This is a genomic window from Bacteroides fragilis NCTC 9343, assembly GCF_000025985.1.
Lineage (GTDB): Bacteria > Bacteroidota > Bacteroidia > Bacteroidales > Bacteroidaceae > Bacteroides > Bacteroides fragilis.
Genome location: NC_003228.3, coordinates 4,741,294 through 4,765,577, shown reverse-complemented (window position 1 = coordinate 4,765,577; position 24,284 = coordinate 4,741,294). Strand labels below are relative to the sequence as shown.

General features: G+C 42.8%; 18 protein-coding genes, 1 tRNA gene and 5 pseudogenes. 7 read left to right on the top strand and 17 right to left on the bottom strand.

Going from position 1 to position 24,284, the window contains the following annotated elements; translation table 11 throughout:
* Nucleotides 1-23 precede the first annotated feature (23 nt).
* Nucleotides 24-1,655 carry an IS1182-like element ISBf5 family transposase gene (locus tag BF9343_RS19690; RefSeq protein ID WP_010993678.1) on the bottom strand — a complete coding sequence of 544 codons (1,632 nt, stop codon included), beginning with the start codon at nt 1,653-1,655 and terminating at the stop codon, nt 24-26.
* 182 nt (nt 1,656-1,837) lie between these two features.
* Entirely contained in the window at nt 1,838-3,472 is a 1,635-nt protein-coding gene (locus BF9343_RS19685; RefSeq protein WP_005822175.1) for a sialidase family protein, read from the bottom strand.
* 230 nt (nt 3,473-3,702) lie between these two features.
* On the opposite strand from BF9343_RS19685, the gene istA reads away from it, so the two are divergent.
* The 3 genes from istA (at nt 3,703) to BF9343_RS19670 (ending at nt 10,148) form a co-directional block, all read left to right on the top strand.
* Nucleotides 3,703-5,262, top strand: coding sequence for an IS21-like element ISBf2 family transposase (istA, locus tag BF9343_RS19680; RefSeq protein ID WP_011203618.1), 1,560 nt, complete (start codon nt 3,703-3,705; stop codon nt 5,260-5,262).
* On the top strand, nt 5,231-6,022 hold the full coding sequence (gene istB / locus BF9343_RS19675; protein ID WP_010993677.1) for an IS21-like element ISBf2 family helper ATPase IstB: 792 nt from the start codon (nt 5,231-5,233) through the stop codon (nt 6,020-6,022). Before istA ends, istB begins: the two co-directional genes overlap by 32 nt.
* 202 nt (nt 6,023-6,224) lie before the next feature.
* A complete protein-coding gene (locus BF9343_RS19670) occupies nt 6,225-10,148 on the top strand; it encodes a two-component regulator propeller domain-containing protein (RefSeq protein ID WP_010993676.1) in 3,924 nt (1,307 codons plus the stop codon).
* 6 nt (nt 10,149-10,154) lie between these two features.
* On the opposite strand, the pseudogene BF9343_RS23310 reads toward BF9343_RS19670, so the two are convergent.
* From BF9343_RS23310 to BF9343_RS24275, 10 genes and pseudogenes are all read right to left on the bottom strand, one after another.
* Nucleotides 10,155-10,748: pseudogene (locus tag BF9343_RS23310) on the bottom strand (AAA family ATPase); the annotation flags it as partial.
* Between the two features lie 6 nt (nt 10,749-10,754).
* Nucleotides 10,755-11,128: pseudogene (locus BF9343_RS19660) on the bottom strand (helix-turn-helix domain-containing protein).
* 182 nt (nt 11,129-11,310) lie between these two features.
* Nucleotides 11,311-11,975, bottom strand: a pseudogene (locus BF9343_RS24065) (transposase).
* 6 nt (nt 11,976-11,981) lie between these two features.
* Nucleotides 11,982-12,161 carry a membrane protein gene (locus BF9343_RS19650; RefSeq protein WP_005811434.1) on the bottom strand — a complete coding sequence of 60 codons (180 nt, stop codon included), beginning with the start codon at nt 12,159-12,161 and terminating at the stop codon, nt 11,982-11,984.
* Nucleotides 12,162-12,385: 224 nt separating this feature from the next.
* Nucleotides 12,386-12,496 (bottom strand): annotated as a pseudogene (locus BF9343_RS23305) (site-specific integrase); the annotation flags it as partial.
* 83 nt (nt 12,497-12,579) lie between these two features.
* A complete protein-coding gene (locus BF9343_RS19645) occupies nt 12,580-13,455 on the bottom strand; it encodes an HsdM family class I SAM-dependent methyltransferase (protein ID WP_224223199.1) in 876 nt (291 codons plus the stop codon).
* A gap of 6 nt (nt 13,456-13,461) precedes the next feature.
* Entirely contained in the window at nt 13,462-13,719 is a 258-nt protein-coding gene (locus BF9343_RS19640) for a restriction endonuclease subunit M (RefSeq protein WP_005811423.1), read from the bottom strand.
* Between the two features lie 4 nt (nt 13,720-13,723).
* Nucleotides 13,724-14,143, bottom strand: coding sequence for a hypothetical protein (locus BF9343_RS24060; RefSeq protein ID WP_005811422.1), 420 nt, complete (start codon nt 14,141-14,143; stop codon nt 13,724-13,726).
* Nucleotides 14,125-14,487, bottom strand: coding sequence for a hypothetical protein (locus tag BF9343_RS24055; RefSeq protein ID WP_005811421.1), 363 nt, complete (start codon nt 14,485-14,487; stop codon nt 14,125-14,127). The genes BF9343_RS24060 and BF9343_RS24055 overlap by 19 nt, the downstream gene beginning before the upstream one ends.
* Before the next feature lie 7 nt (nt 14,488-14,494).
* Complete coding sequence (locus tag BF9343_RS24275) at nt 14,495-14,563, bottom strand: hypothetical protein (RefSeq protein WP_394363654.1); 69 nt, start codon at nt 14,561-14,563, stop codon at nt 14,495-14,497.
* A gap of 270 nt (nt 14,564-14,833) precedes the next feature.
* On the opposite strand from BF9343_RS24275, the gene BF9343_RS19625 reads away from it, so the two are divergent.
* Entirely contained in the window at nt 14,834-15,832 is a 999-nt protein-coding gene (locus tag BF9343_RS19625) for an IS110 family RNA-guided transposase (RefSeq protein WP_005822162.1), read from the top strand.
* 20 nt (nt 15,833-15,852) lie between these two features.
* Here the strand turns inward: BF9343_RS19625 and BF9343_RS24050 are convergent.
* The 4 genes and pseudogenes from BF9343_RS24050 to BF9343_RS19605 all read right to left on the bottom strand — a co-directional run.
* Nucleotides 15,853-15,954: pseudogene (locus BF9343_RS24050) on the bottom strand (XRE family transcriptional regulator); the annotation flags it as partial.
* A gap of 393 nt (nt 15,955-16,347) precedes the next feature.
* The gene (locus tag BF9343_RS19615) at nt 16,348-17,535 is read right to left on the bottom strand and encodes a porin (protein WP_005814336.1); all 1,188 of its coding nucleotides are present in this window, start codon (nt 17,533-17,535) and stop codon (nt 16,348-16,350) included.
* Between the two features lie 32 nt (nt 17,536-17,567).
* Nucleotides 17,568-18,626: an L-asparaginase 2 gene (gene ansB / locus BF9343_RS19610; RefSeq protein ID WP_005791484.1), complete on the bottom strand. Its 1,059-nt coding sequence runs from the start codon at nt 18,624-18,626 to the stop codon at nt 17,568-17,570.
* Between the two features lie 45 nt (nt 18,627-18,671).
* A complete protein-coding gene (locus tag BF9343_RS19605; protein ID WP_005791486.1) occupies nt 18,672-19,982 on the bottom strand; it encodes an anaerobic C4-dicarboxylate transporter family protein in 1,311 nt (436 codons plus the stop codon).
* 319 nt (nt 19,983-20,301) lie between these two features.
* Between BF9343_RS19605 and aspA the strand changes: the two genes are divergently transcribed.
* Together aspA and BF9343_RS19595 are read left to right on the top strand one after the other, a co-directional pair.
* On the top strand, nt 20,302-21,735 hold the full coding sequence (gene aspA, locus BF9343_RS19600) for an aspartate ammonia-lyase (RefSeq protein WP_005791488.1): 1,434 nt from the start codon (nt 20,302-20,304) through the stop codon (nt 21,733-21,735).
* A 146-nt stretch (nt 21,736-21,881) separates the two neighbouring features.
* Nucleotides 21,882-23,042 carry a 6-bladed beta-propeller gene (locus BF9343_RS19595; RefSeq protein WP_005797612.1) on the top strand — a complete coding sequence of 387 codons (1,161 nt, stop codon included), beginning with the start codon at nt 21,882-21,884 and terminating at the stop codon, nt 23,040-23,042.
* Nucleotides 23,043-23,226: 184 nt separating this feature from the next.
* Here the strand turns inward: BF9343_RS19595 and BF9343_RS23820 are convergent.
* Nucleotides 23,227-23,314, bottom strand: a tRNA-Ser gene (locus BF9343_RS23820).
* A gap of 385 nt (nt 23,315-23,699) precedes the next feature.
* On the opposite strand from BF9343_RS23820, the gene BF9343_RS19590 reads away from it, so the two are divergent.
* Complete coding sequence (locus tag BF9343_RS19590; RefSeq protein WP_005791491.1) at nt 23,700-24,278, top strand: porin family protein; 579 nt, start codon at nt 23,700-23,702, stop codon at nt 24,276-24,278.
* The last annotated feature ends 6 nt before the right edge of the window (nt 24,279-24,284 follow it).

Below are 24,284 nucleotides of genomic sequence, written 5' to 3'. Positions count from 1 at the left end.
AAAAGGATGCCTTCTTTTTTTTGTTATGCCGCTCTTCTATTATCCATTTTTATTTTAAAACCATCTTTGTTTTTCTCAATTATCTTTTTCCGAGAAGTTATCCTACAGAAATAAGTAAAAAAGAAAAGAGCACTGACTTTTTTAGCCAGTTTCCTTAGATTATGTGCAATAGCAGCCAGGGTAAACTCTGTTTTTACCTTCTCCAACCCTCTTAATCTAAACCGGTTCCATGCCGAGTTATGCTTTATCTGCGCAAAGACAGCTTCCGGTTCTATACATCGTCTGCCCCGATGATAAATACCTTCCTCACTCATGAGTTTTTCCCGTGTTTTTTGTTTATGCCTGTTAAGGTTATAGTTAACTTCTATGATCCGGTTAGTTTTTGATTTATGACATTGAGATTTCAGCGGGCAACCCTCACAGTTCTGTGCCTGATAACGCTTCAGTACGGATACATATCCCAAATCGGACTTGCTTTTCCTTTGACCTGTATGTTCCAGATGTTGTCCCATCGGGCATACGTAGTAATCCTGTTCCTGATTATAGTAAAGGTTCTGTATGGCAAAAGCATCCTTCTTCCATGCACGCTTCTGCTCTTTGTGGAAATAATTGTACTTGACAAAAGCCTCTATACTCGCATTCTCCATAAACTCGTAGTTTTGTTCGCTTCCATAACCGGTATCGGCCACTACTATAGAGGATTGCCTATGATAAGTCTCTCGAAAATCTTTCAAAAAAGAAATTAGAGTTCCCGTATCTCCGGCGCGCCTGTAAATCCCTAGGTTTGTAATAAACTGATTCTCTGTAGCAATCTGTATGTTATAGGCGGGTTTCAATTGCCCGTTTTTCATATGATCCTCCTTCATGCGCATGAAGGTGGCATCCTCATCGGTCTTACTGAAAGAATTACGGTCCCCTAATTTCTCTAATTGCGATTCATATTTGGCAAGGCGGGGCAGATATTCTTCCTGTAGCTTTCTGACTTGCTTCTGCTCAGCCTTGTTCATCCCGGAGAGCCGTTTGTTTAAAGCGCTCACTTTTTCCCTCAAGCCACAGGAATCCATATCCGGTAAGGCATCCGGGGTCCTTTCCTGTTTGTCCTGTTCGATATGTCTGTCAACCTCACTAAGGATTGCCTGTATTTTCGATTCCAGTTTTGCCTTGTTCTTTTCCACGCTGCCACGCCAGACAAAAGTGTAGCGGTTGGATGCCGATTCCACTTTGGTGCCATCGATATACTGTACATCCAAACTGACATAGCCGGATTCCTGTAGTAGTAGAACAATGGCTGAAAACAACGATTTTATGTGTTCTTTTAAACGTTTGCCACGGAAATCATTGATTGTACGGAAATCGGGAGTACTATTACCGGACAACCACATGAAGTGAATATTCTCCTGCAAGGCCTTTTCTATTTTGCGGCAGGAATAGATATTGTTCAGGTAGGCATAAAACAGGACCTTGAGCATCATACGCGGATGATAGCTGCTGGTGCCTCCGCCTTTATATGCCCAAAGCAGACAACTAATATCCAATGCGTCTACAACACTGTTTACAACACGAACGGGATGATTGGGAGCGATCTTTTCCGATAAACTGACAGGAAAAAGTACATTTTGGTTGGAAGTTAACTCTTTAAATACTATCTTAGCCATTGCTATAATGTTTATTTGTTTCAACGGTAAGATACTGATTTTTACCGAAATAAACAATAGAAAAAGGGGCTATCCGACTTTTTGGACAGCCCCTTTTACCACTGAAATTGTGCATAAGTTAATTATAATATATATAAATAATATGAGTCTGTTTTTCATGATTACAGGTCGTATGATAATTCCTATTGTATTATATCTCTCAGTCGGATTGCCTGAAAAGTCATATGAGCGACACTGCTTTCATATAATATGCCGACTGTCTCTTTATCAATCATTGTCAAACAAGAATATCCCCAACCGTCACCTTCATCCAGCATCACTTGATGTTCGGGTAGCCAGGTGATACCTCCATCCAGACTGGCCTTGATCGTGATATGATGACGACCTTTTACCGTATTCGGATTGGAGAATAAAAGAATATCCTTATTTAATGTGTTGTCTGCCGCTTTCACGCTGATTAAACTTGCCATACACACCGGTTCCTGTAAAGCTTTACGGGAAGAAGGATGTTCTGTCCAAGTCTTACCGAGATCCTTGGTAGTAGCGACAGCACGACTACCTCCACGGTTATCTCTCATATTTAACATCAGTACGCCAGGCTCCACTTCCGCTACTTGAGCTTCTGTTGTATTGGTGCGCGCATAGTTATGGATTTTCCATGTTTCGCCACGGTCTTTGCTATACATAATTCCCGCATTCGGAACACGGGTAGAATCGATAAACTGAATCGGGAATACCAATGTGCCGTCTTGCATGGTGATACCTCGTCCCGGTCCTTGCAAAAGGAAATACCAGGATGGCTCTTTCACCTGATCTGTTATATTAATAGGCTCCGACCACGTTTTACCATCGTCCGTACTCTTTGACAATACCAACTGGGCCGTATGATTCATATCCATTCCCGGATAAGAACTCCACCAAGCACGCTGATTACCCATTCCATGTGTCCAAGCCGCCACCACCCATGTTGTGTTGGTCTTGGTATCCACTAAGATCGAAGGGTCGCCAACGCCGTTCTGAGCAGCAGGCAAACCGCCAGTTTCACCAAAAGCTAAAGGTAAACGCATCTTCTCCCATGTTTTACCACCGTCTACACTACGGCTCAAACCGACGTCCATGTGTTCCTGCAAATCAACACTGCTATTATAACGTACATCATAAACTCCCAGCAATGTTCCTTTATTAGTAGTTGCCAATCCCGGAATACGGAAAGCAGCCGAACCATCATCACCGGCATGGCGTACCCCTACTCCTACCCTATGAGTTATATTCTCCGGTGAAACCGTATATATAAGTGCTTCTTTATTATCAACCTTAACAGTAACAATCTTAGCTGACACTTTATCCAGCAAAGAGGCGCCCGGTTTCATTTGCAGACTGATCCAAAAATAATTGATTCCGGGAAAAAGTTTCTGATTAGCATTCAGTATCACTTTCCGCCCGGGATTATTTACCTGTGATTTATTAATCGAATAAGAAGGATTCGCAGCCAATGTCTTCCCTGACACATCACGAGAAATGTAGGTAACAGGAAGATAAAGCTCCTTACCATAGTTCTGACGTGCTTCCGTACCTCCATAATACAACTTGATAGATTGGATGTTTGACAAGTTCACATTTTGACCCAATCGTAAAACCACTTCATTTAATTTTGTATCACTTCTAGCAGTAGTCAAACGCATTAAAAATAACATGTTATCTTGGCGTTCTATCAAAATTGGAACTTGTGTTTCATAAACAAAAATAGTATCTGTAGCTCGTGCAGAAAAGGAACACAGATTTAAGGAGATAAAAATAAAAAGCAAATAAAATTTCATATTCTAAAAACAGTTAATTATTTGTAGTAAAAGTATGTAGCAGCGTAAAAAAAAAGATCAAAAATCATGCAAAAAAAGTCATGTATAATCCAATAATGTAGGCTGTAACTTTATCTTTCAAAAAGTGGAAAAAGCAAAGGTACCACTTTTATAGAGACGAATACAGTGTTTTTTGCATGTCGGGGAATGTCTATCTTTGCCGCTCAAACAAAGCATAGACAGATACTGCAATGGAAATAAGGAAACAATATTTTAAGGAGAAACAATATATGTGGCATAAAGTAAGGGAGCTTCAGTTGAAAGGACTGAACAAAACACAAATTGGAATATATCTGGGTGTGAACCGTAAGACTGTACGACGGTATCTGAATATGACTATGGAGGAGTTTGTTAAAAAACAAAGTTCTCACCGCAAGTACAGGCTGAAACTGGAAAACTACGAGCAATATGTACGTGCAAACCTGGAAGAATACCCGTATATATCGGCCGCCAGGATACATGACTGGCTGAAGGAATGCTATCCGGACTTCCCCCGTGTATGTAACAGAACCATATCCGGTTTCGTGGAAAGGGTACGCAAAAAATACGGCATCGGGAAAAAGGTTGAAACGCATAAGCGAAACTACGAGAAGCAGCCTGATACTCCCTACGGGGAATACGCACAGGCGGATTTTGGGGAGAAATGTATGCGCACTGAAAACGGGAAGTCCATCAAAGTGTACTTCTTTGCTATTGTCTTGTCCCGTTCACGATATAAATTTATCTATTTTAGCCGGAGGCCCTTTGACACCGGGCTTGCGGTTTATGCCCATGAACTTGCCTTCGAATACTTCGGAGGCAGGCCGCAAAAGATCATTTACGACCAGGATAAAGTACTTATAGCACGGGCGAACATGGGGGATTTGATACTGACCGGCAAATTTCAGGCATTTGTAAAAGAGCAGCATTTCCATCCCGTGTTCTGTCACAAGGCCGATCCGGAGTCAAAGGGGAGGGTAGAGAATGTTGTGAAATATGTGAAGACGAATTTCCTCACGGCACGTATTTTTCAGAATGTAGACAGACTTAATGAAGAAGCACGTCTCTGGCTTGAAAGAACGGGAAACGGGAAGGAATATGGTACCACACACCGGATTCCCCTTGAGGAATTTGCACAGGAAAGAGAATACCTTGTACCCTATCACGGTACTCCGCACTCACCCGGTGGAGAAATGAAGGAATATCATGTACGTAAAGACAATACCGTACAGTACAGGGGAAACTACTATAGCCTGCCATGCGGAACCTATCGGGGAGGAGAAACGACAGTATGGCTCCATGAAACAGACGGATGCCTGGAACTTTATAATAAGGAGACGGGAAAGCTTGTCTGCCGGCATGATCTGTGCGAACTCAAGGGAAAGACTATCTATGGTGAAGGACACAGAAGGCAAAGAAATATCGGAGCACAAAAGCTGGCTGAACGCATTCTTATCTATGTATCGTACAATAGAGAGGTCGCCTTATGGCTTGAGAACCTGCAGAGAAGGAAGGAACGTTATTACAGGGAGAATCTGGAGGTAATTCTACGCATAATTCCCGGATATGACAAAGCCATCCTGACAGAAGCGGTTAGTGTATGTCTGGACAAGGGAATCTATAATGGTGAGTCCGTTAAAAGCCTGTGCGGACATATATGGAAGAAGAAAATGAGAGAATCGGATGTAGGAAAAAATCCTGCCTCCCGGACACAGTCAACCGGATTGGTAAAAACATATAATGAAATCTTTAGAAACAATGGCAAGGTATAAGAAAGAACTGACCGAATGTGCCCGCAACCTGAAGCTGCCATTCCTGGCAGAACACCTGGATGAAATACTACATGAAGCACAGGAAAAGCAACAGACTTACTCCGAGTTTCTGTCAACTTGTCTGATGCGGGAACTTCGGGACAAGGAAAGGAGAAGTTATCTGACCAGGTTGAAATTTGCAGGATTGCCTGCAAGGTATGATCTGGATCTATATGATTTCTCACGTACCGAAGGGATTGACCAAAGGCAGATGCGCGAATTGCGTGAACTGGTATGGATAAGAAGGACATATAATCTTCTGCTGGTAGGAGATTCCGGAACCGGAAAGACATTCATTGCTTCAGGACTTATCCATGAAGCAGTGAAAGCGGGTTATAAGGCATACCTGCTGACCTTGGAAGAACTGTTTGTCTGTTTGAAGACTAAGGAGATATCACGACCCGCGATGAAAACATACAAACGAATAATGAAAGCGCAGCTGCTGGCAATCGATGATGTTACGCTGTTTCCCCTGAAAGGAGAAGATGTACTGCTACTGTTTAAACTGGTGAATTGCGTTCAAGGTAAGACATCACTTATCATTACCGCAAGCCGGGATCTTACCGGATGGCTGGAGATGGCAGGAGACGAAGTTTGTGCGGCAGCTCTACTGGACAGACTACTCTATTGTTGTGAGATAATCAGGCTATCAGGAAAAAGCTACCGCATGGAAAACAGGAAAACAATTTTTAGCAATCAACAGATAGGGACTGCATCTTAAAAAAAAAAAGTTAATGAAAGTAAAGAAGAGAACTAAGGAAAGTGGATACTGTTAAATTGCACAAAAAAGGGACCTGTAAATTTGCTCGGTACATCCAATAATTATTTTTTTTGTCTTAAAAACATGGATTTAACAAACATTTTATGTAACAATATCGTTTATTAATAAAATACAAACTTGAAATAACACTATAAAGATAAAAATGCATAGAAACACAGCCCTACTTATTATAGTAATATTACTTTGTGCATCCTCTGCCCTGGGCCGCGGCGTAAACTATCAGTTTACGTCCATTTCCATTGAGGAAGGGCTTTCACAATCAACTGTCCAATCCATTCTCTTGGATAAAAAGGGAAAGTTATGGATAGGAACGAGGAATGGACTAAATTCTTATACGGGACAAGATTTAAAAATATTCAAGAGTAACCCGGAAGACAGATATTCTTTACCCGACAATGAGATTCTACATCTAACTCAAGATTCTCTAAACAATATATGGATATCCACCCGGGAGGGGATGGTAACATATGATGAGAAACATGGGAATTTTACTCTTGTTAATCGAGATATAATATACTCCTCTTTATGCATAACCGATGGAATACTTTTCGGAAGCGAAAACCGAATATACAAATATGACTATAAAAAACGCTCTTTTAAATCCATTAATATTAAAAAGCAAGAGGATAAAGGTAGTGATGTTACAAAGTACAGGGTACAAAAAATTATAGCATTTTCTGAAAGAGAGGCACTAGTCGCCACCAGAAGAGATGGGGTATACGTATTGGACTATCAGACCATGCGACTGAAAAGGCTTTTCTCTGGTTCAAACAATATTCTGCAAGGGGCGTATCTATCGTCAAACGGATATATATATTTATCCTTTTGGGGACAAGGTTTGTTTTGTTATGAAAAAACAGGTAAGTTTATAAAACGGTATACAAAAGAAAACTCCGACCTAACAAACAATTATGTATTGGATATCGTAGAGAAGGAAGGGTTTCTATGGCTGGCGACTGACGGAGGAGGAATCAACCGTCTGGAACTGTCTAATGAGAATTTCTCCAATCTCTACCATATTGCTGGAGATAAAAATTCGTTACCCGTAAATTCTGTTACTATATTATATAAGGATGAAAATGAAGGCCTATGGGCCGGAAGTGTCAGAGGAGGGGTTTTCAATATTAAAGAAAGCTACATACGCACATATAAAGACTGCCCATTAGGATATATTAACGGACTGAGCGAGAAATCGGTAACAAGTTTATTCGAAGAGCCTAATGGAAGGCTATGGATCGGTACAGACGGTGGCGGAATAAACCTGTATGAGCCTCAAACGGGAGATTTCAAGCATTTTTACTCCACCTATGGAGATAAAGTGGTTTCCATAGCTCCTATATCAGAAAAAGAGCTGATAGTATCTGTTTATACCAAAGGACTCTTTTTATTCGACACACACACGGGAGCTTACCGACCATTTTTAATAATAAATGATAGTATCAATTTCAGGCAATGCTTTTACGGATATATTCCACGCGCCCATCGGGTGACAAAGAACAAAATATATATACTAAGCAAAGATATATGGATATATGATATAAATAATAGAAAATTCTCTCCGATCAAAACAGACAAGAATTACCAATTACCAACTTCAGTAATGGGGTATTCTGATGAAAAGATGTCTCTAACGATGAGTGGCAATAAAGTATTCCAAATCATTAATAAAAATGATAGCATCCAACCTCTTTTTCAAATAGACGAAAAAGAGACCATCACTGCAATCGATTGTGACGGACAAGATAGGATATGGGTGGGAACAACAGCCGGGATAGGATATTACAATCTAAAAGAAAAAAGATACTCAAAAATAGACTCACAATTGTTCAGTGACATTAGTGCACTCCGCTATGACCCTTCCTCTGAAAGGGTATGGATTTGCGCGCAAAACCAGCTGTACTCGTATTGTATAAAAGACGACAAGTTTATCCAATGGAACAGAAGCGACGGATTTCATCCCAATGAAATAATATTCACTTATCAACAACGGACTATGAAAAAACACCGATATCTTTATTTCGGTGGTATAGAAGGGCTGGTGCAAATTAACACGGATATTCCAGAGCCTAATGAGCCATATCCTGAGATAGATCTTTGTGGAGTAGAGCTTAACGGACAACTACAAACATCAGATATAAATATACGCAACATAAAGATTCCATGGAAATATAATACACTCATACTACAGGTACATATCAAAAACAAAGATATTTTCCAGCGGGTTCCATTTCGATATATTATAAAAGGAGACGTTGATAAAAGCATTGACTCATATCATCCGATGCTGGAACTTTCCAATCTCTCCCCAGGCAAATACCACATTGAAGTATCATGCATGACAAAAGACGGGAATTATACCATGCCCATCCACCTAACTGACATTCATGTCACCCCACCATGGTATAAAACGGACTGGTTTATAATCCTATGTTGCATTTTTCTTACAGGAGGAATCATTGTAGGAATGTCTATTTTTAATATAAGAAAAGAAGTCAAAATACAAAAGAGACTAAAAGAATATAGACAATATTTTAATGAAAAGAAGATAGATTTTCTCATTCACATAAATCATGAATTACGGACCCCTTTGACATTGATTTATGCTCCACTAAAATGTTTGATAGATAAAAACGAGACACAAGGGTTACCTTCATATCTGATGCCACAATTGCAATTAATATTCAATCAGGCACAATATATGAGGGAAATAGTGGACATGGTACTAGACTGGAACAGTATGGAAGCAGGCTATAGTAAATTGAAAATACAAAAATGCAAATTAGACGAATGGATAACTAATATTGTAAAAGATTTTACAGAAGAAGCTAGGCAGAAAGGGATATGCATAAAATTACAAATGACCACCGATATAGAAGAGGTATGGTTTGATAAGCAAAAATGTCATACCGTACTGTCAAACCTGCTGATGAATGCACTGAAATTCAGCATGCCCGAAAGTTGTATAACAATAAACACACGGAAGCTTGAAAACAAAGTCAGAATATCAGTTGTAGATGAAGGAATCGGTATACAAGATTCGGATATAACAAACCTTTTCACACGGTTTTATAAAGGTAATCATAAGGAAAAAGGAAGCGGGTTCGGATTATATTATGCCAAAACAATCATGGAAATGCATGGAGGGGATATTGGGACCTATAATAATACCGACAAAGGGGCGACATTTTATTTAGAGTTGCCGCTTCTTGATATCAATGAAAAGGCAGAAGCCACAAAGTTACTACAAAAAGAAGCCCCCATTGTGAACACAACTCAAGATTTACATTTCGATTGTACGGGGAAGACCATACTTATCGTAGAGGATGAAAAGGAGTTAAGAGAATACCTAATAGAGTCCTTTACAGAAACTTTTAAAAAAGTTTATGCAGCAGACAATGCAATCTCGGCACTGGAAACATGCAGAAAGAAACAACCGTCTATCATTGTGAGCGATGTAATGATGCCCCAAATGGATGGTTTTGAATTATGCCGTCAAATAAAAAACGACATCCGGATAAGCCATATACCAGTAATATTGCTGACAGCACGTTATGACCAAACAGGAATAACAACCGGATATAAATCCGGAGCCGATTCTTATATCCCTAAACCTTTTGATTTGGCCTTTTTAAAGGTCGTCGTCGGCAATATTTTAAAAAACAGAGAAAAAATACACAGTCAATATGTAACGGTTACTGGTTCACTCTCCTTATTAGATTTGACAAACAGTAAGGCCGATGAGGATTTCATGAAAAAGATAAATGCTGTCATACATGAAAATCTATCTGACGAAGAGTTCTCCGTCCAGCAATTGGCGGATGCAATGATAGTCAGCCGATCTTCATTATACAGCAAAATAAAAATTATAACAGGTATGGGAGTAAATGACTATATAAACAGATTACGCATAGAGCAAGCGATGTCACTACTTGTTAACACAAATTTAAATATAAATGAAATAAGTTGCGAAGTGGGTTTTACTTATCCCCGATATTTCAGTTCTACGTTTAAAAGCATGACAGGAATGACTCCAAAACAATTTAGAAATGAAAAATGTAATAAATGATACATGGGTATGCGCCAGAACAAGGATGGACAGCCCGTATCTCTTTTTGAGGTTGTTGAGTTGTATCATCAGCCGTCCCGCCGCATCGCCTTTCTCCATGGCGCAGCACAGGTAGGTAAGATTGTCCACAATGAAGATTTTACAGCCGGTTTGCAGTGCCATTTGCTCCATGCCGCCGATGATGGCTTCCTCGAAATTGTCTTCCAGCAACGAATTAGAGTCAAGCGATACCCTGTACAGCCTGTCGGGAAAGGTATAGAGCTTTCCGTGCTCGCCCGTGTAGCGGAGCTGGAACTGCTTTTCGGATAGTTCGAGGTCCAGATACAGCACATTGTCAGTCCGAGCGATACGGTCGGCTATCTGCACGGCAAGGATAGACTTGCCCACATTGGAATCCGCAAAGACGCAGGACAGCTCCCCCTCATACCCAAAACTGTTCCACAACGCACGGGGCGTGGGTAGCAGCGACGCTTCGAGTATCGTCCAGTTGGCGGTCTTGATACTCATCACGCCGATGCTGTCCGGCATACCGTTCTGTATTTGGGTTGCCCTCGTCAGGTCGCCATGTATCAGATTGATATAATCCTTATCCTCTTCCATGGGTTCTTACCAGTTACGGGGATTAGGCTTGTGGCGGTGGGAAGAGGATATGGATTCGCTGAGTTCCTCATTGGACAAGGGTACGGGATTCTTCCGGGAGGATTCCAGCATCTGTCCAGCTCGTCCCGGTAAAGGCAATAGCGTTTGCCGGGCTTGGTGGCAGGAATGCTTCCCTCTGACAGCTTCATGTAGAGCGTGCCTTTGGGAATGCCCAGATACTCCGCCGCCTCTTTCACCGACATGGGAACATGGGTGTCCACCGCTTTTGCATTGTTCACACTGCGCTGCTCTCTAAGCAGGCTTTTCAAGCCCATCACCTCGTCCCGAAGCTGGGTGACAACCTCCGGGAGGTCGTTGAATGTAATCACTGTTTTTTCCATTTGCGTACTCGCCTCTTTTGTAAGGCTTGGCGCAAAGGACTGGAATGATACAGCCGTGAACACCTCCACGAAAGGTCATTGCAAAATAATTCCCGAATAACGATGCCCAACCGTGACTGACGGACAAAGCTGTTCGGGAAACGGTGTGATATAGACAGTTATCTGTTGTTGAATACTTGCGGTTATTGGTTGTGGAAAGGCTGGCTATACTCTTCCCGTACATAATCCGCAGGATACTGGAAATCCGGCTTGCCGTTTTCCGGCTCGTCTATGGGAATTTGTGTCTTTAACGGCTCTACCTTGAAGTTTTTGATGGTCGCCAAGTCCGTATCGGCGAACTCCCGTGGGAAAAGGGTGCTGATGAAACGGGCACGGTGTCCCCCGTGTAGTATTTCTTGTACATGAAACGCTCGGAGATATTCCACACGAAATGGAGGAGCGGAATGTTTGAAACATCCTTGGTTAGCCGTCCCTTTATCGGCTTGGGCTTGTAACTGTGAAGGCGTATCCAGTTGTTGACCTCGCCACAGATATGGTTCACGGTCCCTTGGTCTGCAATGCGGGGCATGACGAAATGGATGTATTCCATGACCATGCGGATACGCTCCTCCTCTTCCTGCTTCTGCTTGTCCTCATAGCTGGCACGGTTCTTCTCGTGAAGCTCCGAGGCAATGGCAATCTCTACCGGTTTTATTTTCGGGGTCGCTTCTCCACCTGTCGGCATTGATGACGGTGTTATAGGCTCATGCGCTTCTTGGGACGGCTCTTCCTGAACTGTTATGATCTCGGTGGCAGGCGTCTTTTTCTTGCCGAACTTGATTTTGTAGATTTCGTATGCGTCGAAGATGACTGTCTAGAAGGAGAAGTAGAGCAGCCAGCCTAAAAGGTTGCTGCATACAAAGACAATCAGCCTTACAAAAGTATCCTGATTGAATTTGTTGGCAACAATCAGCGTTGCGATAAATGGGATCAAGAGAATGGCAAAGCCGATGAATCCTAAAATGATATATTTGTCCTTTACGGACGGTTCCATATTGTCTTATCTGGTTGTTACTTGTTACTGTTTTCGCAAATTTAATAGTCTTCTTTCAATTGTTACTCATTATCCTTGTTAGCGGTTTCTTTTTCAATGTTTTTCACCAAATATCCGAAATCATACTCAATTATCATACTTTAAGGACTTATTGGTTACCACCCAAAATAAAAGGAGTGGTTAAAGCTCCAAGCAATAACCTCTCTCTGAATATTCAAATCGCCTTATGCCTCTCTGCGTTTCAAGGTTATCTTGTCCACGACCTCACACATCTGCTGCGCTGCCATCTTGGAGTAAATCTGCGTGGTGGTAATGTTCTTGTGTTCCAGATTCGCAAATCGATGAACAGAATCTCACCCGTACGATTGCGAAGTTGTCTGCCATGCCATGGACCGCCTTTCTTGTTATTGTTCAAAATTCAAAGGGTGACAGATGATATATCGGTAGAATAGAACATATTTCGCGGCGAAACGATAATCGCTTCTACTTTGTCGCTTTCGATTAGCTGTTTGCGTATTCCCTGCGTATCACTATCACCCAAAGCACCATTGGCAAGCAGGAATCCTGCAATTCCGCAACTGACATTCAGTTTATTTAGGATATGAAGAATCCACGCATAGTTGGCATTACTTGTCGGAGGGACTCCATAGCCTTGCCATCGAGGATCAGTCTCAAAACCTCCATATTCGGCATATTTCTTTAATGGGTTAGCCATGGTGTTATCAAACTTGAGTTCCTTATGCTGGTCATCAGAGAAAGTGGACACGGCTCTATCCCCCAAATGGTAAGAGATGCCTCGGATAGCTAAATTCATCTTTGCAAGGCGATAGGTGGCCGGTTCGGATTCCTGCCCATACACATTGACAGCTTTAGTATTTCCGCCGTGAGCCTCTATGAATATTGCAGCTTGAACGAACATACCGCCGGAACCACAGCAAGGGTCATAGACCGTCCCATCAAAAGGTTCTATAAGGGACGCGATAAGCTCTACGATAGAATGCGGAGTGTAAAATTCCCCTTCCTCTTTGTCTGCGTTGATTGAGAAAGCCTGTAAAAAAGACTCATATACACGTCCTATGAGGTCATGGTCATTAAATTTCTGAGGATCTATCTTGTTTATTTCATCCACAACGCTTTTCAAAACGCCCGGTTCAAGAGCTGTTTTTGTGAAAATCTGCTGCGGAAGGGCATTTTTCAGCTTAGGCTCGTTGTCGTCCAACGATTTTATGGCCATACCAGTAGGCAAGGTAAGAATCAACTTGTCCCAAAATGTTTCATCCGTTAGGAAAAACACTCCGTCCTACATATATTGGTTGGGGCGCGAAAGTTGCAACTCAATGAAATCCTTATCATCAATGCCCTGCACTTCCACTATTTCATACCTGATCTTCTCCTTTTGCTGTTTGAACCGTTCTCCTATGAATTTCAGGAATACAAGAGTCAACAGCAAGTCGCGTTTATCTGTCATGGCTGCACGCCCACGCAGACTGTTACGACAGTTGAAAAGTATCGTTTCAAGGGTCTCTTCCTTTACCGGTTTATTCTGTTTCTTAGCCATTCTATTATTTTATCAGTTCTGTATTTAATTTAAAAGCATTTGCATCAATCCCCATTTGGTAAATCTTAATGTCTGAATTCAGTTTCTGGACAACACTTATTATTTTTGATCTCTCATCTGCATTCATATTGATTCCCAAATAAACGGACTCGAAACACTCTCCTCCGATTTTAGGAAAAGCTCGTACTTCCTTCCAAGCAATCGGACCTTTATCATCATTCTGACCAGGTAATAATGCCATATATGTAGGACTAGGGTCTAAAATAAATAGCCTGACCTCTTGTTCATGCTCCCAAGCCTTTGCCTTTGTGGATAATTGATAATGGAAGAAATCTTTTGCATCCCTGAAATAATCAGGCTTCTCTACAATATCTTTATATTGGACTTCCACTTCGGAACAACCAATCATAATTCCGCCATACATGCAAAAAAGGTATTTTCGAACTTTCTCCATGTCCAAACCGATGCAGACACCTTTATGCTTACGTAATAGCTCCACATCAAGATTGAATCATGTATCTTGGAAAGGCTACATATCCACACCTCTTCTCTGGTTCTACGAAATGGATCTCTTCTTAATTCTTCAATTATTTCCGGAGTCCATCCTCCACATGCTTCTTTCGGAACATTGGAGAAATCAATTAACGATGGGTGGCAGTCAAACGGGTCGTTCAACTGCGTAGCATTGGTAAATTGAAGATTACTATAATGCAACATCATCACTCCATCATTGAAATCAAGATACTTATATAATTTCTCTGTTTCCATCAACTTATTATTCCGTCCTCAATAATTCATCCACAGTGACACCCAATACTTTGGATATTTGAATTAGCGTCTCCACATTAGGCTGAGTTGTGTTTGTAACCCATTTGAATATTACCTTAGATTTGCATCTGAAGATTACAGATAAAATAGAAAGGATAAATTTGTGATACAAAGAAAGAATGCAGAAAGTGAACCAGTTAGAATTAAGAAGTTTGCGAGCTTCATTGCCATAAGCGGACTTCCTGCTTGTTTGAATCCAGACCCAGATAGTAGGTTAGCATCCATTGTTAAGGTAATTGGGTTAAGTTCAAGCCCTTTCTTTCTTAAATCAGTAAAAGACAAAAGAATGGAAAATTTTTATTTTATCGGTGTGGACGTGTTGAAAAAGAAGCTGAACTTCTGCGTAATGTTTGAGGGAAAGGTTGTACATGAAGAAGAAACAAGCAACCATCAAGGCGCGATCATGTCGTTGCTGCATCATTTGGAAGAGGATTATGGGATAGCAAGCGGTCAAATGCTTGTCTGTGCGGAGCATACGGGGCAGTACACGTTCCCTTTGGCTTGTGCCTGCAAAGCAGTAGAATGTAGGCTATGGCTTGAAAATGCAGCGGAAATCAAATACTCTTCCGGTGTACAACGGGGAAAGAGTGACAAGGTGGATGCCAAGCGTATCGCCATTTATGCCAGCCGTTTTCAAGACAAAGTGCGCTATTACGAACGTCCCACGGAGGATATTGAAAGATTGAAACAGCTTGAATCCGAACGCACCTTGTATGTGACGGATTTTGCCAAATATAAAGGACAGATGAAAGACCAAAAGGAGTATATGCCCAAATCCCTGTATGAACGCAAGATGAAGCGTTTGCAGGCATTGATGGACGACTTGGAGGAAGCCATACAGTCCATTACTGACGAAATGGATGAAGTGATAGCTTCTTGTCCGGTACTATTCAGGCAGAGGGAACTGTTGATGTCCATAGATGGCGTGGGGCGTGTGGTGGCAACCAACATGATAATCGCAACGGAAGCCTTTACACGTTTTGATGATCCGAGGAAGTTCAACTGTTATGCCGGAGTAGCACCTTTCTCTTATTCTTCCGGAAGTTCCCAACACTCGAAAGCAAGGGTATCACACCGGGCAGACAAGGTGATGAAAAGATTGCTGCATTTGGCTGCCGTGGCTGTAACGCACCGGATTGGAGGTGAGTTGAAGAAGTATTACGAAAGAAAAGTTGCCGAAGGCAAAAACAAGATGTCCGTAATCAATGCCCTACGAGCAAAAATCGTGGCGAGGATGTTTGCGGTCATCAAAAGAAATGAGAGATATAAACCTATTTTATCATAAATAATTTGCAAAAATCATAGTAGTATGGCAGGATCTTTATCCAATTGTTCGGAGAGCCATTTATTGCTCTTATCTTTCTCCGCGAGGACGACTTTGATTCGATTCAGTAATTTATGCTCTATATCCAATGAATTTTTTCAAATATAGAGGCAAAGATACTAATAATTCAGAGAATATACTTGATAGAACAGGCGATATATAGCCTTGGCTCGCTAAAATATGATAAAAACGTCAATTATATTCCTATTTAATGCTTATCATGGAATAGGACTCTAAATGCTGTAGTGTTATACCAACTAATAATTTGTTTGTCCGCCCATTCTTTCTATCGCCTCAGACCGTCTCTAATGGCGCAGTTTATTTGGCTAAACGACGATGTAATTTATACAATAAATTGAAAATCAATGCTAATTGATTTCTTTAACGAGGAGGAGTATTGATACGAACGAATTGATTGAAAATAATAAAATAGTCCCGATAAACCATCCGGTTTATCGGGACTATTTTATTTCAGGTCAGAACATCGGCAGTTGGTAGATGAAGCCTAAAGACAATCGGTTAGTACTGTAATTCTCCTGTCCCAGTACTTTGGCACGATGTGTGAAGTCGTATGAACGCCCTACGTAGGTCAGGAAGAAGTGCAAATTAGTCTTCATTGGATAAAACTCTACCCCCGCCAGGTAGCCCCAGGAAGTACGGTAGTTACCTTTTTCAATGCCGTCGGCTGCTTTGGTGACGGAGGCCGTTTCGTACATGCCTTTCACGAAAGCATTCCACTTGGGGAGGAAACGGTAATTGAGCTTGGTCACTACCGACAAGTAGCCGGCGTTGAAAGCATTGTGTCCGCCGGCATTGCCCACAATCCCGGTGATGGTACCGTTACGGTCGATGCCTTCCTGCGAATACATGAAATCGACGAACATATTGAACTTATCCAGATTCAGTTCGTTGCCCACTGCATAATAATAGAGGTTCTTGCCTTTGGCTTCACTCATGACGGAAGCCGACCAGCGGGTCTTGAACACCTCATTAAAGTTACCATTCCAGTTCAGGGTATAGACCAAAGGCATCTTGCCCGACTTGAGGTCCGGAAGTTTGCCTTCCGAGTCTTCGGTGATTCCATACGTCTTGTCGAACGAACTGTTGCGACTGTTCAGGATCTGCAAGTTGAGCTGCTGGGTAGGTGTAATGTTATAACCGATGTTCAATCCGGTCATAAAATTGCTCATATTCTCGATCATGTCGCTGTATTGGTAGATGTCAATCGGATTCAGGTCGAACTCGAAACCGCCGTAAGCGGTGCATTGTTTACCGGCAAAGAAAGAGAACTGGTCGTTCAGCTTTACACCGATACCGGCATAGTCAATCGAAGTCGGTATGTTGTCGATCATTCCTCCTCCCTCGTTCGAACGGTTCAGACGCTGGCGATAACGATAGGAGAGCCAGCTGTTGAGGTTGCCCTTGGCTTCGATACGAAGTTGGCGCATCTTGAATACTCCTTCGTCGAAACCGTCGCGGAAGTTGGCGTCGAAACTACCTTGCATATTGAGATACAGATTGAACTTATCCGTCTTCTTCTGCACGTTGGTCAGCTCTTCATACAACGATTTATTTTCAAGAAACATCTCTTTCTTTTCCGTCTTTTGGGCATAGACTCCTTGTATGCTGCCCGCAAGGAGCAACATGGCCATTAATTTTTTCATAAGTGTTCAGGTTTTATCGGTCCGATGTCCGGTTAATACTCATTAAAATATTGCTGAATCTGTTTCCAGTCATTGGTTTTGGTCAGTCCGAGAATCAGCAATACACGTGACTTCTGCGGATTCAGTTCCTGAGAAGCAATAAACTGATATTGAGTATCGTCTACTTCGGCATCCATTGTGGTAGGACCGGTAGGTACGCGGGAGGAGCGAACCACGAGGATTCCTTTCTTGCGTGCTTCCAGCAGTACCGGTAAAATGTTTTTGTGGAAGTTGCCGTTTCCTACTCCCGCATGGATGATACCTTTGTAGTCATGATGTAACAGTGGGGTCACCATATCGGGGTCGATGTTCGAGTAGCTGTAGACAATGCCTACTTTGGGAAGAGAGTTCAGGTTGGTTACGTCGAAAACAGATTGGGTCGTATGTTTCTTGAGCGGAGCCTGGTTATAGAATACTTTTCCGTTAAAGATATAGCCCAATGCACCGGAGTTGGGTGCCTGGAAAGTTTGTACGTCGATCGTATTCATCTTTATTGCGCTTTCAGCTCCGAGAATCAGTCCGTTCATGGCTATCAGCACACCTTTGCCGATAGATTCTTTGGCTCCGGCAGTGACTACGGCATTGTAGAGGTTCAGCGGGCCATCGGCACTCAGCGCGGTAGAAGGGCGCATGGCTCCTACAAGTACCACGGGTTTGTTACTTTTTACGGTCAGGTTCAGGAAATAGGCAGTCTCTTCCATCGTATCTGTTCCGTGAGTGATAACGATACCGTCGATGTCCGGGCGTTTCAGGAGTTGGTTGATCTTCTTGGCGAGTATCAGCCACACTTCATCGCTCATGTCCTGCGATGCGATACGTACAATTTGCTCACCGGTCACGTTGGCAATATCCTTGAGTTCGGGTACTGCATCGAGCAGCGTACTGATTGCTACCTGGCCGGCCGTATAGTTGGTGGAAGTGGCAGAACCGCCTGTACCGGCAATTGTGCCACCCGTAGCAAGGATGTGAATATTAGGCTTTTGCGCGAAAGCCATCATCGTGGAAAGTAGTAGTGTGACCACTACAAAGCTTAGTCTTTTTAATTCTTTCATGACTCAACTGTTATTTAGGTTAAAAAAATAGATAGTTCCGTTCTTTTAGAATATCTGGATAAAGAGCAATCCGAGCGCGATGGCTACAACGGTCGATACCAGTCCGGGCATCATAAACGAATGATTCAATACGTATTTACCGATTTTCGTTGTACCGGTCCGGTCGAAATTGATGGCGGCCACTACTGTCGGATAGTTCGGAATGAAGAAATATCCGTTTACAGCCGGGAACATGGCGATCAGCATATACGGTGAAATGCCGAGAGCAATACCCAACGGCATCAGTGCACGTACCGTAGCAGCCTGGCTGTAGAGCAGGATGGACATTATGAACAGGGCAATGCCGAACAACCACGGCATCTGGCGGACAAGTCCTTCGATCGATTCGGTCAGTTGCCCCATGTTGCCTTGCAGAAACGTATCGCCCATCCAGGCTATACCAAAAATAGCGATTACCGCCTGCATCCCTGCCGGAAAAACAGAACCTTGCGTCGCTTTGATACCATCTGTCTTCGTGATCAGCAGGATAAGCGCAGCTGCCGAAAGCATGACGATTTCGATAATGGCAGACATGCCCAGGGTGACTGTTTCGCCATCGATCAGAAATGTGGGGCGCATGCCGTCGAAAGAGCCGAAAAATACAATAAAGGCGGTAGCTAAGATGAAAATCAACACCGATATCATTGCATTGCGCCTATTGTGTACATCTTTAATCTCTATTTTCTTTGAGTTGAAGTATCCTTCAGCCAATCGTTTCTGGTATTCCGGGTCGTCTACCAGCTCTTTACCTACTTTCATAGAAAAAAGTGCACCTACCAGTACGCCGATAATGGTTGCGGGAATCGTTATTTTGAGAATATCGAACAGGGTAATGTCGAAACCGGCCAACAGTCCGAGTAAGGCGACCGTGGCTGCCGAGATGGGACTTGCCGTGATGGCTTGTTGCGAAGCGATGACGGCTATGCCGAGGGGACGTTCCGGACGAATCTTTGTTTCGGTGGCTACCTCTGCAATCACAGGCAATACGGAGTAAGCGACATGCCCTGTTCCCGCAACAAAAGTAAACAGGTAGGTCACAATGGGACTTAATATGGTGACATGTGACGGGTTCTTACGCAATAACTTTTCTGCCAGCTTCACCATATAATCCAGCCCGCCGGCTGCTTGCATGCAGGAGGCGGCCGAGATGACTGCGGCAATCATCAACATCACGTCGATTGGAGGAGCTGTGGGTTGCAATCCGAAGGCAAAAGTAAGTATTCCTAAACCTACGCCGCCCATTACTCCGAGTCCGATACCTCCCAGACGGGCACCGATAATGATAGCTGTCAGTACAAAAGCCAATTGTAGAATCATATCTTTCTTTTTTATTTTTGGCAAAGATAATTGAATAAATTGTCTCTGAATCGGTAAATGATATGCTAATCAACAAAAAAGAAGTTAATAGGTTTTTGCCTATTAGTATATTTTTTCATTATGAAGGATATTTTGTTAAAATCCCTATTGGGAGGGGAGGTTTACAATATGATACATCTATTTGTCTTCATGTATAAAAACTGTTCCTTGTTTAAAGTATGTTAACTAAATTGCGAATATGTATGCTTTCAAAACAATATTGCTTAAGTTTGGTTATTGTAAACACAGTTAAGAATGTAATTGTTAATAAAGATATATTATGAAAGAAGAATTATCGAAAGCAACTCGTACAGAGAGTGATTTAATAGGTGAACGTGAAGTACCCGAAACCGCCTTATATGGCGTACAAACCCTTCGGGGAATAGAGAACTTCCGCATTAGCAAATATCATCTTTGTGAGTATCCCTTATTTATCAATGCACTGGCCATTACCAAGATGGGAGCCGCTATGGCTAACTTTGAACTTGGACTGCTGACCGAAGAGCAGGCAAATGCCATTCTTCGTGCATGTAAAGAAATTCTGGAAGGGAAGCATCATGACCAGTTCCCGGTAGACATGATCCAGGGTGGAGCCGGAACCACCACCAACATGAATGCCAACGAGGTGATAGCCAACCGCGCACTCGAGTTGATGGGACATAAACGTGGGGAATATCAATATTGTTCGCCCAATGATCATGTTAACCGTTCGCAGTCTACCAATGACGCTTATCCGACCGCTATTCATATCGGTATGTATTATACGCACCTCAAACTGGTGAAACATTTTAAGGAGGTGATCGATGCTTTCAGAAGAAAGGGCGAAGAGTTTGCACATGTGATCAAGATGGGGCGCACCCAGCTGGAAGATGCGGTGCCGATGACGCTCGGACAGACGTTCAATGGTTTTGCCAGTATCCTTCAGGATGAAGTCAAGAACCTGGACTTTGCTGCTCAGGACTTCCTGACCGTCAATATGGGAGCTACTGCCATCGGAACCGGAATCACCGCCGAGCCGGAATATGCAAGCAAATGCATAGCGGCTCTCCGGAAGATTACCGGACTGGATATCCGTTTGGCCGATGATCTGATAGGAGCTACTTCCGACACTTCTTGTCTGGTAGGTTACTCTTCTGCTATGCGCCGTATAGCTGTAAAAATGAATAAGATATGCAATGACTTGCGCCTTTTGGCATCCGGCCCGCGTTGCGGGTTGGGCGAAATCAATCTGCCGGCCATGCAGCCCGGTTCGTCCATTATGCCGGGTAAGGTCAATCCGGTTATTCCCGAAGTGATGAATCAGATTGACTATAAAGTAATAGGTAACGACCTTTGTGTAGCTATGAGTGGTGAAGCGGCCCAGATGGAACTGAATGCGATGGAACCGGTCATGGCCCAGTGCTGTTTCGAATCTGCCGATTTGCTGATGAATGGTTTCGATACGCTGCGTACCTTGTGTATAGACGGCATCACGGCCAATGAGGAAAAATGCCGGAAAGATGTTCACAACAGTATCGGTGTGGTGACTGCACTGAATCCTGTTATCGGATATAAAAACTCTACCAAGATTGCCAAAGAAGCACAGGAGACCGGTAAGGGAGTCTATGAACTGGTGTTGGAACATGACATTCTTTCAAAAGAAGACCTCGATACGATCCTTAAACCGGAAAATATGATTCATCCGGTGAAACTCGATATTAAGCCCAATCATTGATATCAGGAATATGAAGTATAATTTTCAGTAAGTAGGAGGAAGGAGATGACCGTTCGGGTATCTCCTTCTTTTTTATTTTTAGGGTATAGTAGTACATCGGTTTCAGTAATAATATGTATCTTTCCCGTCGGTTAATAATTTGTACTATGAAAAGACTCCCGTTTTATTTTTGGGTATCCCTTGCATTGGCTTCGTGTCAGGGTGGCAAGGAAGCAGTGAATCAGGCTCTGCCTGTGATTGATATGAATGAAGATTATCCCGAAAAGGAGATCGTGTTGCAGGATATTGCTGACATAAGCTATATTCCTTTGGAGACTAACGACGAATTTCTGTTCGACGGTTCGGTAGAAGTGGTCACCGATCAATATGTGATAACCAAAGGACATCGGGGAAACGACGTTTGCTTCTTCAGCCGGCAGGGGAAAGTACTCAACCGCATCCACAGGGTCGGTAACGGCCCGGGTGAATACAAGGATATCGGTTCGATAGATGTAAACCCGGCGAACGGCGAACTTTACCTGAAGGAGATGAACCGTCAGCAGATTCACGTCTATTCTCTGGACGGAAAGTTCAAGCACTCTTTTACTTTCCCTGAAGGGAAACGGATGAGTCGCATGTGCCTGTTCTCTCCCGACTATTTGATAGCGGAACAGGAGTCAAAGGTGCCGGACGATCAGGATGCCAACTTCTATCCTTATCTTTTGGTCTCCACCCGGGACGGGCATCTGGATTCACTGGACTATGTGCAGAAAAGAAATATTCTCGTCAAGCTTATTGTCAATGCGGAAAACCATTCATACGCTTATCTTCTGGAACCCTCTTTGATTCGTAATGGCTCCCGCTTTTATATCGGCAATCCCGACTCGGATACCTTGTTTGCAATGAATCCGGACCGCACCTTAGAGCCATTGCTCGTCCGTACTCCTTCACATTCGGAGGAGGGAAACAAGTATGGTTTGTTTTTACGGGGAGCGGCGGGGGCTTATTTCTTTCTGACTAAGCAACCTATGGAAGTGCCGATGAACAGTATCGAGTCATTGGATCTGAAAAGTGAAGAGTGGCTGTACGACTGTCGCACGCAGGAAGTCTGCCGTTACTTGTTGAAGAATAAAGACGATGCTTCGAAACGTGTGGAAGGTATCATGTTCTTTTGCTATCCCGAAGATTGCGGCTTGGCTGTTCTGAAGTCCGAAGACCTGATGGATGCTTACGAAGCCGGTCAGCTGAGCGGTGAATTGAAAGAGATAGCAGCCGGCCTGAAAGCCGATGACAACCCGGTATTGATGTTGATTCACTTCAAAAAGTAAGGAAGCCTTCCTCGCCGAGGACGCAAGAAGAAAGTCGCGTCGTATGCTCTCGTCCGGCATAGAAAGCTTCCGCTTGCATTTGACATAAAAAAAGAGATGTGCCGTAGATTCTTATTTCTCGGTGCATCTCTTCTTTTTTGGTGACTCCACTTGTGGGGGAGACGGACAAACAACAAAATTATTGCGGAAAGAGTGGGATTCAAACCCACGGAACGGACAAGCCGTTCACCGGATTTCGAGTCCGGCCCATTCGATCACTCTGGCATCTTTCCTTGAAGTACCACAAAGGTACATGGATTTTCGGTCCGTTGTTCCGGGAAAGGTATTTTTTTCTTCTTGCCTGCATCTGAATGTTTCCATCCTGAGACGGTAAGGGTATCTTTTAAGGAAAGGAACTACCGGATGGGCAACCCGGACGATACCAGTTGTGCAACTGGTGTATGACGAGTTGTATAACTGGTATATGCTGCCTTAGGAAGATGCTCACACGGGCTTTCCGATAGATTGCATGTGCCTTTATATGAACGTTATCAAAAAACAAAATAGGGTAGCGTAATGTTATAGAATAGAAAGCTTTGCTGAAAATATGCAAACAGATTTAATGTTTTTTTAATTTAAAACTATATCTTTGTCCCGAATTTTAAACACAACTTAGTTATGAAAAAGATTATTAGTGCTTTAATGATAGCTGTATGTATCGGTATGGCTATGCCTGCTCAGGCACAACTTATCAAGTTTGGTGTGAAAGGTGGTGTAAACCTGGCAAAAGCTGATTTTAATAAGTCTGATTTAAAAACAGACAACTTCACCGGATTCTTTATCGGTCCGATGGCTGAGGTTACTATTCCATTGGTAGGTCTGGGTGTTGACGGTGCCCTTTTATTTGCTCAGAGAGGTGTAAAAGTCGGTGATGAGTCTATCAGACAGAATGGGCTTGATATTCCAATCAACTTAAAGTATACTATCGGTTTGGGTAGCGCATTGGGTATCTATGTAGCAGCCGGTCCGGATTTCTATTTCAACTTCTCCGGTGATAAAAACTATGGAGAGCTTGGACGGTTGAATAAAAAAAATGCTCAGGTAGGAATCAATGTAGGTGCTGGTGTGAAGCTGTTGAGACACTTACAAGTAGGTGCCAATTATAACATTCCGTTGAATAAAACGGCAGAATGGAAAGAGGCTGATTTCTCTTATAAGACTAAAATGTGGCAGATTTCCGCAGCTTACATTTTCTAAGAAGAC

Coding starts and splice junctions, on each gene's coding strand:
- BF9343_RS19690 (WP_010993678.1), bottom strand. CDS start 1,655: ATGGCTAAGATAGTATTTAAAGAGTTAACTTCCAACCAAAATGTACTT.
- BF9343_RS19685 (WP_005822175.1), bottom strand. CDS start 3,472: ATGAAATTTTATTTGCTTTTTATTTTTATCTCCTTAAATCTGTGTTCC.
- istA (WP_011203618.1), top strand. CDS start 3,703: ATGGAAATAAGGAAACAATATTTTAAGGAGAAACAATATATGTGGCAT.
- istB (WP_010993677.1), top strand. CDS start 5,231: ATGAAATCTTTAGAAACAATGGCAAGGTATAAGAAAGAACTGACCGAA.
- BF9343_RS19670 (WP_010993676.1), top strand. CDS start 6,225: ATGCATAGAAACACAGCCCTACTTATTATAGTAATATTACTTTGTGCA.
- BF9343_RS19650 (WP_005811434.1), bottom strand. CDS start 12,161: ATGGAACCGTCCGTAAAGGACAAATATATCATTTTAGGATTCATCGGC.
- BF9343_RS19640 (WP_005811423.1), bottom strand. CDS start 13,719: ATGGCTAAGAAACAGAATAAACCGGTAAAGGAAGAGACCCTTGAAACG.
- BF9343_RS24060 (WP_005811422.1), bottom strand. CDS start 14,143: ATGTATGGCGGAATTATGATTGGTTGTTCCGAAGTGGAAGTCCAATAT.
- BF9343_RS24055 (WP_005811421.1), bottom strand. CDS start 14,487: ATGGAAACAGAGAAATTATATAAGTATCTTGATTTCAATGATGGAGTG.
- BF9343_RS19625 (WP_005822162.1), top strand. CDS start 14,834: ATGGAAAATTTTTATTTTATCGGTGTGGACGTGTTGAAAAAGAAGCTG.
- BF9343_RS19615 (WP_005814336.1), bottom strand. CDS start 17,535: ATGAAAAAATTAATGGCCATGTTGCTCCTTGCGGGCAGCATACAAGGA.
- ansB (WP_005791484.1), bottom strand. CDS start 18,626: ATGAAAGAATTAAAAAGACTAAGCTTTGTAGTGGTCACACTACTACTT.
- BF9343_RS19605 (WP_005791486.1), bottom strand. CDS start 19,982: ATGATTCTACAATTGGCTTTTGTACTGACAGCTATCATTATCGGTGCC.
- aspA (WP_005791488.1), top strand. CDS start 20,302: ATGAAAGAAGAATTATCGAAAGCAACTCGTACAGAGAGTGATTTAATA.
- BF9343_RS19595 (WP_005797612.1), top strand. CDS start 21,882: ATGAAAAGACTCCCGTTTTATTTTTGGGTATCCCTTGCATTGGCTTCG.
- BF9343_RS19590 (WP_005791491.1), top strand. CDS start 23,700: ATGAAAAAGATTATTAGTGCTTTAATGATAGCTGTATGTATCGGTATG.